At 64.6% G+C, this 12,591-nt stretch carries 12 protein-coding genes; 5 read left to right on the top strand and 7 right to left on the bottom strand.

Features of this window, described 5'->3' with window-relative positions:
• Positions 1–69: 69 nt before the first annotated feature.
• Both AU381_RS09845 and AU381_RS09840 read right to left on the bottom strand, forming a co-directional pair.
• On the bottom strand, positions 70–1,272 hold the full coding sequence (locus AU381_RS09845) for an efflux RND transporter periplasmic adaptor subunit (protein WP_064241526.1): 1,203 nt from the start codon (positions 1,270–1,272) through the stop codon (positions 70–72).
• A 41-nt stretch (positions 1,273–1,313) separates the two neighbouring features.
• Positions 1,314–2,129: an alpha/beta hydrolase gene (locus AU381_RS09840; RefSeq protein WP_064241525.1), complete on the bottom strand. Its 816-nt coding sequence runs from the start codon at positions 2,127–2,129 to the stop codon at positions 1,314–1,316.
• A gap of 136 nt (positions 2,130–2,265) precedes the next feature.
• Between AU381_RS09840 and AU381_RS09835 the strand changes: the two genes are divergently transcribed.
• Positions 2,266–3,177, top strand: a complete 912-nt coding sequence (locus AU381_RS09835; protein WP_064241524.1) for a LysR family transcriptional regulator — start codon at positions 2,266–2,268, stop codon at positions 3,175–3,177.
• A 24-nt stretch (positions 3,178–3,201) separates the two neighbouring features.
• On the opposite strand, the gene AU381_RS09830 is transcribed toward AU381_RS09835, so the two are convergent.
• The 3 genes from AU381_RS09830 to dapD form a co-directional block, all read right to left on the bottom strand.
• Complete coding sequence (locus AU381_RS09830) at positions 3,202–5,103, bottom strand: DEAD/DEAH box helicase (protein WP_064241523.1); 1,902 nt, start codon at positions 5,101–5,103, stop codon at positions 3,202–3,204.
• A gap of 154 nt (positions 5,104–5,257) precedes the next feature.
• Positions 5,258–5,641 carry a DUF805 domain-containing protein gene (locus AU381_RS09825; protein WP_064241522.1) on the bottom strand — a complete coding sequence of 128 codons (384 nt, stop codon included), beginning with the start codon at positions 5,639–5,641 and terminating at the stop codon, positions 5,258–5,260.
• A 2-nt stretch (positions 5,642–5,643) separates the two neighbouring features.
• Entirely contained in the window at positions 5,644–6,501 is an 858-nt protein-coding gene (dapD, locus tag AU381_RS09820) for a 2,3,4,5-tetrahydropyridine-2,6-dicarboxylate N-succinyltransferase (protein ID WP_064241521.1), read from the bottom strand.
• Between the two features lie 307 nt (positions 6,502–6,808).
• On the opposite strand from dapD, the gene AU381_RS09815 reads away from it, so the two are divergent.
• Positions 6,809–7,708 carry an LOG family protein gene (locus tag AU381_RS09815; protein WP_064241520.1) on the top strand — a complete coding sequence of 300 codons (900 nt, stop codon included), beginning with the start codon at positions 6,809–6,811 and terminating at the stop codon, positions 7,706–7,708.
• 187 nt (positions 7,709–7,895) lie between these two features.
• Here AU381_RS09815 and AU381_RS09810 read toward each other — a convergent pair whose 3' ends face one another.
• Positions 7,896–8,609 carry a pyrimidine 5'-nucleotidase gene (locus AU381_RS09810; RefSeq protein WP_064241519.1) on the bottom strand — a complete coding sequence of 238 codons (714 nt, stop codon included), beginning with the start codon at positions 8,607–8,609 and terminating at the stop codon, positions 7,896–7,898.
• A gap of 102 nt (positions 8,610–8,711) precedes the next feature.
• Here AU381_RS09810 and AU381_RS09805 point away from each other — a divergent pair, with 102 nt between their 5' ends.
• A complete protein-coding gene (locus AU381_RS09805; RefSeq protein WP_064241518.1) occupies positions 8,712–9,626 on the top strand; it encodes a DMT family transporter in 915 nt (304 codons plus the stop codon).
• Positions 9,627–9,736: 110 nt separating this feature from the next.
• Positions 9,737–10,504 (top strand): isocitrate lyase/PEP mutase family protein, encoded by a 768-nt coding sequence (locus tag AU381_RS09800; protein WP_064241517.1) that lies wholly within the window; start codon positions 9,737–9,739, stop codon positions 10,502–10,504.
• A gap of 162 nt (positions 10,505–10,666) precedes the next feature.
• On the opposite strand, the gene argB is transcribed toward AU381_RS09800, so the two are convergent.
• Positions 10,667–11,554, bottom strand: coding sequence for an acetylglutamate kinase (argB, locus tag AU381_RS09795; protein WP_064241516.1), 888 nt, complete (start codon positions 11,552–11,554; stop codon positions 10,667–10,669).
• 200 nt (positions 11,555–11,754) lie between these two features.
• Between argB and AU381_RS09790 the strand changes: the two genes are divergently transcribed.
• Positions 11,755–12,462, top strand: a complete 708-nt coding sequence (locus AU381_RS09790; protein WP_064241515.1) for an anti-sigma factor — start codon at positions 11,755–11,757, stop codon at positions 12,460–12,462.
• Positions 12,463–12,591: the final 129 nt, after the last annotated feature.

The following is a 12,591-nucleotide window of genomic DNA, read 5'->3' as shown; positions in this document are numbered from 1 at the left end:
GCGCCTATGCATGCCATTCGAATTGTCTTTACGCCGCCCTGCTTCTCAGAGAGGCAGGGGCGCTGATGACTATGGTTTTGCGATCGAGGCGGTCGCCTGTTCGGCCGGCTGCGGAGCGACGACGACGCCGGGGCGCACGCGCTGCAGGCCATTGACAACGATGCTTTCGCCAGGCTTCAGGCCGCTCTCGACGATCCGCATGCCGTCAGCCGTCGGCCCGAGGGTCACCTGCCGGTATTCCACCTTGTTGTCCGAACCGACGACCAGCACGAATTTCTTGTCCTGGTCGGAGCCGATGGCGCGGTCGCTGATCACCAGCTTCTCGGCCGGCGACGGATCGCCGATCCGTATGCGGACGAACTGGCCCGGGATAAGCCGGCCGCGGGTGTTTTCGAGCGCCGCGCGGACGCGGATCGTGCCGGTCGCCGCATCCACCTCGTTGTTGATGAGCTGGATATGGCCGCTGATCGGCGTGCCCTCGTCGGCGGCCGTGCCGATCTGCACCGGAATGCTCTCGATCGCATCGGTACCGGCCGAAGCGGAAAGCTTGGCGAGCGCGGCTGCAATCACTTCCTCGCTGACGTTGAAGCTCGCATAGATCGGGTCGACGGAGACCAGCGTGGTCAGCACCGGCGAGGCGGAGCCCGCCGCGACCAGGTTGCCTGCCGTCACCTCGAGCCTGCCGGCGCGTCCGGCGATCGGAGCGCGCACCTCGGTATATCCGAGGTCAAGGCGGGCGGAGCGCAGCGCCGCCTTGGCTGAACGGACATTCGCCTGCGCCTCGTCATAGGCGCTGAGCCGCTGGTCGACGCCGCTCTGCGGGATGGCGCTGGTGCTGACCAGCTTGCGGGCGCGGTCGAGCTCGGTCTTGGCGAGTGCCACCCGCGCTTCGGCGGCCGCGACCTCCGCCTCGGCCCGCTCGACGGCGGCCGCATAAGGCTCGGGGTCGATGGTGACGAGCAGATCGCCCTTTTCGACGAGCGCTCCCTCGCGGAAATGGGCACTGAGGATCGCACCGCCGACGCGGGGACGAATCTCGACCCGCTCGATCGCCTCGAGCCGGCCGGAGAAGCTTTCCCAGGTGGTGATCCGGCGCGTCTCCGCCTTGGCGACGGAAACGGGAACGGCGGGCGGCGCGGCGGGCGCTTCGGTCGCGGCGTCCGCTTCGAAGCGCGCCGGGAGGCCGAGAAGGACGGCTCCTCCGCCGGCGACGGACAATAGAATGCTGAGGCCGGCGCCCCACAGGGCGCGGCGAGTAACGCTCGACGTCATGATCTCTCCTTGCCGGTTGGGAGCCGGCGTTAAATGTCTGCTTACTTCTGTGTGGCCTTCGCTCCCGCCTTCTCGAAGAAGCGGGAGAAAATGCCGGATATGATTTCTTCTTGTTCGGGCCAGCTTTGCTGGGCCGAGACATTGGCCGGGACCCAGGCGGCACGGCCCGGCAGGACGTGCATCTCCACCGGAACACCGGCAATTCGCAGGCGCTCGGCATAGGCTTTGGCCTCGTCGCGCATCGGACATTCTTCGCTGGTAATCACGAGGGCCGGAACGAGCCCGCCGAGCCGGGTGCAATGACCGGGCGCCGCGTAGGGGTGGGTCAGGCCGCTGCCTTCGCCGAGATATTGCTGCCAGCCGTCGGCGATCGACTGTACCGAGCTCTGCGGACAGAACTTGCGGAACGATGGCGTTGCCAGGCAGGGGTCGAGCAGCGGCGAAAGCAGGATCTGCCCCTTGAGATCGGTCAGAAACTGGTCCCGCGCCATCAGCGCCAGGCCGGCCGCGAGGTTGCCGCCCGCCTCCTCGCCGGCGACGAACAGCAGCGATTTCTTGTGCGCGAACTGCGGGCAGCGGCTGCGCATCGAAGCGAGCATGGCGTAGGCGGCGTCGAGCGCCGCCGGAAACGGATTGAGGCAGGCCGATGGATATTCCGGCGAGACGACGACGGCACCGGCAGCCGCAAGGGCACCGGCGACCTTCTCTCCGGCTGCGACCGAATCTCCCGTGAAGCTGCCGCCGTGCAGATGCAAGACGACCGGCGGCGGCGCGAGCAACGACGCACCCTTGTAGACGCGCACGCGGCACGAGCCTTGGCCCGTCTGCATCGTCTCTTCGGTAAAATGCGTTTCCATCTCTTGCCCCGGTAATGGGTGAATCCCTAGATGAGGGACAACCCGCGACGATCACATCCTACCATTGTATTACCTTTGGAATAGTCCGCCGGGTTTGATTACACTATTCGAAGTTTCGAACAATCGGCTATTGAAAATGGACCAGCTCACGGCCATGCGCGTGTTTCTTCGAGTGGTGGAGACCGGTAATTTCACCCGGGCCTCCGCTTCGCTCAACATGCCGAAGGCGACCGTTACCAACCTCATCCAGGGGCTGGAGGCGCACCTTCGCACCAAGCTCCTCAATCGCACCACGCGGCGGGTTCTGGTGACGCCGGACGGCGCACTCTACTACGAACGCGCCGCGCGCCTGCTCTCCGATATCGACGAATTGGACGGCAGTTTGTCGAGCGCCCAGAGCCTGCCGAAGGGCCGGCTGCGCGTCGAAACGGCGAGCGCCTTCGCCAATCTGATCATCATTCCGGCATTGCCCGAATTTCAGGCGAAATACCCGGAGATACAAATTGATCTCGGCGTATCGGACCGTACGATCGACTACCTCGCCGAGAACGTCGATTGCGCCATCCGCGGCGGCAACTTGACGGACCAGTCGCTGATCGCCAGGCGCATCACGGAGATGAAATTCATCACCTGTGCCTCGCGTGACTTCCTCGAGAGGCACCCTATGCCGCAACATCCATCCGACCTTGAGAAGAATTGCTATGCTGTCGGCTACTTCCTGCCGAAGTCGGGGCAGCAGATGCGCTTTCAATTCCGCAGGGGGAACGAGGAGATCGAGGTCGATAGCCGCTATACCGTGGCGGCAAACGAAGCGACGACCTATGTCGCGGCGGCGCGAGCGGGAATGGGCGTCATCCAGGCGCCGCACTTCATGGTTCGCGACGACCTTCGTGCCGGCACCATGGTCCCCGTCCTGACCGACTGGCAGGTCGATCCGATGCCGGTCTATCTGGTTTATCCGCCGAACCGGCATCTGAGCAGCCGGCTGCGGGTCTTTGCCGACTGGGTGGTGAAGGTGATCGCGCAGTCGCAGCTCGATGGCGCGTAAGCCGAGGACGAACTTGGCTGTGGGTCAGGCCTGCCGGTTCTTGGCATTGTTGCGCTTGGACTTCGGCTTGAAGTCACCGGCCGTTTTCCGCGCGTCAGGCTTCCCCTTCTTCTTGCTCCAGGGCTTTTCGTCCCGCTTCTCCGGATGCGCGTCCTGCGTGAGGGGAGGCTTCTTTTCGAACTTGCGTTTCGGCTGAAAGTCTTTTTGGCCACGCTCCGGCGCAGTCTCTGCCGGCCGCGGCCTTTTCCTCGCGAATTCTTGCTTGTCGTCGCGGGGCCGCGAGCTGTCCGGGGCGCCCGGCAGCGACTTGACGCGAATGCCCTTTTCCAGCGTCCTGTTCGGGCCGATCGCGGAGAGGAAGCGCTCGGCGCCTTCGGCCGTCAGCTCGACATAGGTTTCCTCGGGCTGCATGCGGATCGCGCCGATGTCGCGCTTGCTGAGCTTGCCATGGCGGCAGAGCATCGGGATCAGCCAACGGGGCTCGGCGTTCTGCTTGCGCCCGACGGAGAGCGAGAACCATTGCCCGTCGGTGAAGTCGGCGCGCGGCGCGGGGCCGTTGTCGCCGGTTAAGGCCGGGCCGTCGCGGCGGGCTTTTTTCCGGTCGTCGGAAAGGGAGACGTCGGAAAGCTCCTCTGGCGCTGAGCGGCCGGCGCGAAACTGCCGCAGGAAGGCGGCGGCGAGCTTTTCGGCACCATGGCGCTCGATCAGCGCATGCACGATCGCCTGCTCGTCGTCGCGCAGCGGCTCATCGAAGGCCGCATCGGCAATGAGGCGCTCCTCGTCGCGGCGCGTCACCTCGTCCGCGGACGGCGGTTTCGCCCAGGCTGCGGTGATGCGGGCGCCGTCCAGCAGTCGCTCCGCTTTCCGCCGCTGATTGAGCGGCACGATCAGAGCGCTGACGCCCTTCTGGCCGGCGCGGCCGGTGCGGCCGCTGCGGTGCAGCAGCGTCTCCGAATTGGTCGGCAGGTCTGCATGGATGACGAGCTCGAGACCCGGCAGGTCGATGCCGCGCGCTGCCACGTCGGTCGCGATGCAGACCCGGGCGCGTCCGTCGCGCATCGCCTGGAGCGCGTGGTTTCGCTCATTCTGGCTGAGCTCGCCCGAAAGCGCCACGACCGAGAAGCCGCGATTGTTGAAGCGGGCCGTCAGGTGGTTGACCGCGGCGCGCGTCGAGCAGAAGACGATCGCATTGCGAGCCTCGTAATAGCGAAGCACGTTGATGATGGCGTTCTCGCGGTCGCTCGGGGCGACGAGGAGCGAGCGGTATTCGATGTCGCCATGCTGCTTCTGCTCGGAGGCGACGCCGATGCGCACGGCGTCGCGCTGGTAGTTCTTGGCAAGGGTGGCGATCGAGCGCGGCACGGTCGCCGAGAACATCAGTGTGCGGCGCTCGGCCGGCGATGCTTCGAGGATGAATTCCAGGTCCTCGCGGAAGCCGAGATCGAGCATCTCGTCGGCTTCGTCCAGAACCACCGCCCGCAACGCCGAAATGTCGAGCGAGTCGCGGCGGACATGGTCGCAGATCCGCCCCGGCGTTCCGACGACGATGTGAGCGCCGCGCTCGAGCGCCCGCCGTTCGCTGCGGATATCCATGCCGCCGACGCAGGAGGCGATCGTTGCCCCTGTGATCTCATAGAGCCATTCGAGCTCGCGCTTGACCTGCAGCGCCAGTTCGCGCGTCGGCGCAATGACGAGCGCCAGCGGCAGGCCAGGCGCATCGAATTGCTTTGCAGGGCCGAGCAGCGTCGGTCCGAGCGCCAGACCGAAGGCAACGGTCTTGCCGGAGCCGGTCTGAGCGGACACAAGCGCGTCGGCGCCCTCGAGCGCCGGGTCGAGCATCGCCTTTTGAACCGGTGTCAGGGTGTTGTAACCGCGTTTCGCCAACGCCTCGCCGATCGAGGGCGCGATCCCTTCGAACTCTGTCATGTTCTGTCTTTCGGATTTCGGTCGTCGCACCGGCAGACGAGCGGACCATGGATCGGGTCGTCATCAGGCGTCGATAGCCGCGGCCAACGTCGCGGCCCTGTTCATTTGCGGCGCTACATACGCGCTGCCGGAGAGAATGTACAGGGGCGGGTGGTCAGTGCCGCGGGCCGTTGCGGCGCATGCCGAATTCGTTGGCACCTTGCACGCCGGGCCAGAGACAGAGGGCGATGAAGACGATAGGGCTTAGCACCGGGATGAAAAGGCAGAGGGCGAGCGGGCCGGGATAGCCGATATCGTGCAGGCGCTTGATCGCCAGCATGGCGATCGAAACGGTCGAGGCAACGCCGGAGCCTATAAGCGCCAGCGTCCAGAGCGCCAGTGCCGCGTCCTGGTCCTCGTATTTCAGCATCTGCATCAGGACGATACCGCCCAGCACGCACCAGAATAACCAGGAGAGAAAGAAGGGGAGGCGGCCGATCCGGCCGGACGGGCTGAAGAACAGCCAGGTCATGCTCGGCTGCCGCCCCTCCTCGGCCATGGTCAGTCCCGGAGCAGCTCGTTGATGCCGGTCTTGGAGCGCGTCTTCTCGTCGACCCGCTTGACGATGACGGCGCAATAGAGGTTCGGCGCCGGCTGGCCGTTTGCCATCGTCGAGCCCGACGGCATGGAGCCGGCGACGACGACCGAGTAGGGCGGCACCTCGCCATACATGACTTCGCCCGTGGCGCGGTCGACGATCTTCGTCGACTTGCCGATGAAGACGCCCATGCCGAGGACGGAACCTTCGCGGACGATGCAACCCTCGACCACTTCGGAGCGGGCGCCGACGAAGCAATTGTCCTCGATGATCGTCGGTCCGGCCTGCATCGGTTCAAGCACCCCGCCGATGCCGACGCCGCCCGAAAGATGCACGTTCCTGCCGATCTGTGCGCAGGAGCCGACGGTCGCCCAGGTGTCGACCATCGTTCCCTCGCCGACATAGGCGCCGAGGTTGATGAAGGAGGGCATCAGGACCGCACTCGGGGCGATATAGGCGGAGCGGCGCACCACGCAGTTCGGCACGGCGCGGAAGCCCGCCTTCTCGAATTCGTTGACGCTCCAGCCATCGAACTTGGAGGGGACCTTGTCCCACCAGACGGATTCGCCCGGGCCGCCCTTGACGAGCTCCATGGGGTTCAGCCGAAAGGAGAGGAGCACGGCCTTCTTGAGCCACTGGTTGACGGTCCAGGCCCCATCGGCGCCGCGTTCGGCGACGCGCACCTTGCCGCTGTCGAGCAGGTTCAACGCCGCCTCGACCGCATCGCGGATCGCGCCGCGTGTGCTGGTGTTGACGGTCTCGCGATCTTCAAACGCGGTCTCGATCGTCTGCGACAGGGAGGCGAGGTCGTGGTTCGTCATCGGAATTCCTTAACGTTCGGCGTTGTCCAGCAAGCTCTACTGCATAATTCTTCAAACCGGAACCGATTTAAGGTCGGAATCGGCCGGCAATTCAGAGGGCGCCGCCAACCGCTCGCGCCTGAAAGAAGTGCGTCGCCGCGGCACCTGGCTCTGAAAAGTTGAAGGGCTTTTCGGCCCGCTCTCCGAACGGGGGACTTGGCAAGCCTTCCCGTTTCCGGCAGAGAGACGCACTTATGGCTTAGCAACATATGCATGGACGTGTCCGGACGAGATGCCGGCTGTTCGGAACGCGACGGGACGAAGATATATGGGACGCATGAAGAAGCGCAGTTTGCGCCGCAAGGGCGGGGTCTGGGATCCGCTCGCAGACAGCTCGCAAAGCAGGCAGCGCGCCTCGACTGTTCCTCTGACGCCCCAATCGGCCTCTCCGACCTACCGGCTCGCCTATATCGACGACGATTTCCTGTGCCGCGAGGAACTGCGGCCGGTGCGCCTGCAGCTCGAACTTTTGAAGACGGAGATGATGCTCGAGGAGCGCGGCATCAACTCGACCGTGGTGATGTTCGGCGGCGCGCGCATTCCGGAGCCGGGCGGCGAGGCCTGGGCGGCCAAGAACGAGACGCAGCGCCAGAACCTGGAGGCGGCCTCGGTCTACTACACCGAGGCGCGCAAGTTCGCCAGAATCTGTTCCGAGCAGTCCGCCAAGCTCGGTCACAAGGAATATGTGATCGTCACCGGCGGCGGTCCGGGCGTCATGGAGGCGGGAAATCGCGGTGCCGCGGATGCCGGCGCGCCATCGATCGGCCTCAACATCGTCCTGCCGCACGAGCAGGCGCCGAACAGCTACGTCACGCCGGAACTGTCCTTCAACTTCCACTATTTCGCCATCCGCAAGATGCATTTCCTGCTGCGCGCCAAGGCGGTGGCGGTCTTCCCCGGCGGCTTCGGCACGCTCGACGAGCTGTTCGAGACCATGACGCTGATGCAGACCGGCCGCCTGGCGCTCGTGCCTCTGATCCTCTTCGGCGAGAAGTTCTGGCGCACCATCATCAATTTCGAGGCACTGGCCGAGTTCGGCACCATCGCGCCGAACGATCTCGACCTCGTGCATTTCGTCGAAACCGCCGAGGAGGCCTGGGAGATCATCGCCCGCTTCTACGAGACGGTGGATCCGCGCTCGGTGCCGATGGCGTCTGGCAGGCGGTAACACAGGATAACGAAGACCCCTCCCACAAGGGGGAGGGGCTTCCCGGCTGCACCGTATCGACCCTTACTAACGGCCGTTGCGTCCAGCGCGACGGTTCGAACGGGGCAGGTGATCGCGGCGGGCGCCGAGCCCCTCCCACCTGTGGGGAGGGGTTGGGGAGGGCATTCGCACCCTCTTCAGTCGCCGATCACGCCCCTGCCACCACCCGACGCAGGAAGCCTGCCAGGTCCTCGGTGACGTAGTCGATCTGCTCGTCCGCGTCGCTGGAGGTCTCCCAGGCTTCGGCGAACTCGTATTCGAGGTTGCGCGGCACCAGCAGAACCGTCTTCATGCCGAGCGCTTTCGGCACCAGGAGGTTGCGCGGCAGGTCCTCGAACATCGCCGCGTGCTGCGTGTCGACGCGGTGAAGACTCATGAACTTGTCGTAGGTATCGCCGGCAGGCTTCGGCACATAGCCGGCGGCGACGATGTCGAAGATGTCGTCGAAATGATCGAGAATGCCGAGCGCGCGTGCCGTCATCTCGGCATGCATGACGCTGCCATTGGTGAAGATGAACTTGCGCCCAGGCAAGGCCCTGATGGCTTCGCCAAGCTCAGGGTTCGCCGGTACCACGCTGTAATCGATCGCATGCGCCCTTTCGAGGAAGTCGTTCGGATCGATGCCGTGATGGATCATCAGGCCCTGGAGCGTGGTGCCGTGATCGCGGTAGTATTCCTTCTGGAGCTTTTTCGCCTCCGCCGGCTCGAGCGACAGGAGTTCGGCCACATAGGCCGTCATGTTGCGGTCGATCTGCGCGAAGAGATTGACGTGGTGCGGATAGAGCGTGTTGTCGAGATCGAAGACCCAGTCTATGACATGGGCAAATTCTTCATGGGTCGGCAGGCGGTCGAGCTTTTTCATGGCCGCCTTATGGCATGGCGCGTTGGCGAGGAAAACGGATTTATTTTACGCGCGCTTCGCCGGCGCATGGATTGTCGCCGTTCAGCATGCTAGCCGGCGAAGATGGAAACCTGGATTCTCATCACCGTCGCCGCAGCCTTTCTGCAGAATATCCGCTCCTCCATGCAGAAGCACCTGAAGGGCGCCATGGGCACGACCGGCGCCACCTTCGTGCGCTTCGGCTTCGGGATGCCCTTCGCGCTCCTGTATCTGGGCATACTGTGGCGGGTTGCGGGACACGACCTGCCGGTTCCGAACGGCACATTCTTCTTCTGGTCGCTCGTCGGCGGACTGGCGCAGATCGCCGCCACTTTCCTGCTTGTCCATCTCTTCTCCTTCCGCAACTTCGCCGTCGGCACGGCCTATTCCCGCACCGAACCCGCCCAGGCGGCGCTTTTCGGCTTGATCTTCCTGGGCGAGAAGGCAAGCCTCGGCGCGCTGGTCGCGATCGCCATCTCGGTGGTCGGCGTCATGCTCATATCCGTCGCCCGAACGACGCTGAGTGCCGGCTCGCTGCTCACTTCCGTCTTCAGCCGGACGGCCGCGATCGGGCTCCTCTCCGGCACGTTCTTCGGTCTCTCGGCCGTTTCCTATCGCTCCGCCTCGCTGGCCTTGGCGCCGAGCCTTCCGGCGCCGGATTATCTGATGCAGGCGAGTTTCACCCTCGGCTTCGTCATCCTGCTGCAGACGATCGTCATGCTCTTCTGGATCGTCGCGCGGGAGCCGGATGAGTTGAAGCGGATCGGTGTCGCATGGAGGCCCGCCTTCGTCGTCGGCTTTGTCGGAGCCTCGGCCTCCTTCGGCTGGTTTTCGGCGATGACCTTGCAGCAGGCCGCGATCGTCAAGGTGGTGGCCCAGGTCGAGATGCTTTTCACCTTCGCCTCGTCCTTCTTCGTTTTTCGCGAGTGGATCAATCGCCTCGAACTGACCGGTTGCCTCCTGATTGTTCTGGGCGTGGTGATGCTGATCGTGCTTTGATGCATCGGCGCAACGTGATCCTATAGCGACATTGCACCGCGAACCGGTACTATTCAGGCGATTCGCACGTGGCCAAGGCGAACGGGGCGTCTAATCAAGGAGGAGATGCGATGACCCAGGAGGAGAGGGCGCTTGCCTTTGCAGGCCTGCACCGCAAGGGCGATCCGATCGTTCTCTACAATATATGGGACGCGGGCAGCGCCCGCTGCGTGGCCGAGGCCGGCGCCAAGGCGCTGGCCACGGGAAGCTGGTCGGTGGCGGCCGCGCATGGTTTCGGCGACGGGCAGAAGATCCCGCTGCAACTGCTGGTCGAGATCGCCCGCGAGATCGCCGCGGCGACCGACCTGCCGCTGTCGGTCGACTTCGAGGGCGCCTATTCGGAAGATCCGGCCCAGGGAGCGGCCAATGTGGCGCAATTGATCGACGCCGGCGCGATCGGCATCAATTTCGAGGATCAGGTCGTCGGCAAAAACGGGATTCATCCGATCGACAAACAGGCGGCTCGCATCCGCGCGATCCGCGACATGGCGGAACGCCAGAACGTCCCGCTTTTCATCAATGCCCGCACCGACCTGTTCCTGCAGGAAAGCGATGCGACACGCCACGCGAATTTGCTGGATGGTGCGATCGCCCGCTCCAAAGCCTATGCCGAAGCGGGGGCGAGCGGCTTCTTCGCGCCGTGGCTCGTCGATGTCGACCTGATCGGCAGGCTTTGCGCCGCGTCGCCGCTGCCGGTGAATGTCATGATGAGGCCCGGCGCGCCGGACCTTGCAACGCTTGCCGCCGCCGGAGTCGCCCGCGTCAGCTACGGGCCGTTCCCGTATCGGGCGATGATCGCCTGGCTGCGCGGTGAGGCGGAGAAGGTCTACGGGAAGTAACTGTCAGGAGGGTTTGCCCCTCATCCCGCTGCCGCGACCTTCTCCCCGTTGGCACGGGGAGAAGGGGTATGCCGCGCCGCCTCTGTCCCCTCTCCCCGCGCGCGGGGAGAGGGTTAGGGTTAGGGGCAAAGTTGCGGTGTGTAGAGGCGGAGACGCCCGCCCTTACGGCACGATCAGCGTGCCGGCGCCGCGCTCGGTGAAGATCTCCAAGAGCACCGAATGGGCGGTCTTGCCGTTGAGGATGACGACGCCCTGCACGCCCGCCTTGATCGCCTCCATGCAGGTTTCGACCTTCGGGATCATGCCGCCGGAAATGGTGCCGTCGGCGATAAGCGCGCGCGCCTGGGCGACCGAAAGCTCCTTGATGAGATTGCCTTGCTTGTCGAGAACACCGGGAACATCTGTCAGGAACAGGAGGCGCGTCGCGTTGAGCGCGCCGGCGATGGCGCCCGCGAAAGTATCGGCGTTGATGTTGTAGGTATGTCCGTCGCGGCCGGGAGCGACGGGGGCGATCACCGGGATCATTTCCGAGCGCGCCAAGAGGTCGAGAAGTGTGCGGTCCACTTCGACCACCTCGCCGACGAAGCCGAGATCGAGTATGCGTTCGATATTGGAGTCCGGATCCTTGATGGTCTTCCGCGCCTTTTCCGCGAAGACCATGTTGCCGTCCTTGCCGCAAAGCCCGATTGCCCATTCGCCGGTCTGATTGATGAGCGCGACGATCTCCTTGTTGATCGAACCGGCGAGCACCATCTCGACGATCTCGACGGTCTTCTCGTCCGTGACGCGAAGCCCGCCCTCGAATTTCGATTCGATGCCCATCTTGTTGAGCATGGCGCCGATCTGCGGTCCCCCGCCATGCACGACGATCGGATTGACGCCCGACTGCTTCAGGAGCGCGATATCGCTGGCGAAGGCGCGCCCGAGCTCGGGATTGCCCATGGCGTGGCCGCCGTATTTGACGACGATCGTCTTGTTCTCGTAGCGCTGCATGTAAGGCAGGGCCTGGGCGAGCAGGCGTGCCTGGATTTCACTCTCTGTTGCGGACATGACGGACCCTCGAAGATTGCCGGCTGCTGTTTAGCGCAAGTTTCCGCCGGATGGAATGATCCGGGCGCAACATAAGTCGACCCACGATGACGCCGGCCCGTGGCGAAAAGCTGTCACCTGTACGATTGACGAGATTTGGGATTTGGCTGATCCTGCTTAAGTCCGAGGTGAAATCTCTCGAATCGAGAGAGCATGGAACGATGACGACGCAGAAACCCGAGAGCGGGGATTCCCGCCGCGATGAGGTGATCGCCGGGGAATACGTGCTGGGCGTGCTGTCCGCAGAAGACCGCCGCAAGGTCGAAGCGCGCATGGCGACCGACGGGGACTTCGCTGCCATGGTGCTGCGCTGGCGGAACAACCTCGCATCCCTCGACTCCGCCTATGAAACGATTGCGCCGCCGCGCGCCTTGCCTGCCGTCGAGCGCCGGCCGCTGCATGGCGGCGTGGGCGATTCCACGGGATTGTGGAGTTCCGTGTCTTTTTGGCGCAGCCTCGCCATCGCGTCGCTGGCCGCCCTCGCCGTCCTGGTGATCTCCCTGGCGGGACTGTTCGGCGGCGGTTCGGGCGGCCGGCCGCTGGTGGCAGAACTGACGGGGCAAGGCATTTCAGTGGGTCTTGTTGCCCAGTTCGACGTCGGCTCCGGACGGCTGCGGTTGACTCCGGTTGCGGCGAGCCAAAGCGGGGAAAAATCCCTCGAACTCTGGCTGCTACGGGGCAACGATCCTGCGATCTCCCTCGGCGTTATGCCGCAGTCCGGTGAAGGCGAGTTCCGGGTTCCTCCCTCGATGCGGACGAAGATCACCGAAGGCTCGACCCTCGCCGTCAGCCTCGAGCCGCGCGGTGGTTCGCCGACCGGCTCTCCCAGCGGCCCGGTCCTCGCCCGAGGCACTGCCGGCTATCGTTGAACGTACGAGACATGCAGGTCAGCATCGTCGTCGGCAACCCTCATCCCGCTGCCGCGACCTTCTCCCCGCAAGCGGACGCAAGCGGGAAGAAGGGGCATGCCGCAGCCTCTCGTTCCCTAACGTGGCTTG

This window comes from Sinorhizobium glycinis, assembly GCF_001651865.1.
Lineage (GTDB): Bacteria > Pseudomonadota > Alphaproteobacteria > Rhizobiales > Rhizobiaceae > Sinorhizobium > Sinorhizobium glycinis.
The sequence above is the reverse complement of the archived record's forward strand: the minus strand, read 5'-3'. Positions and strand labels throughout refer to the sequence as shown.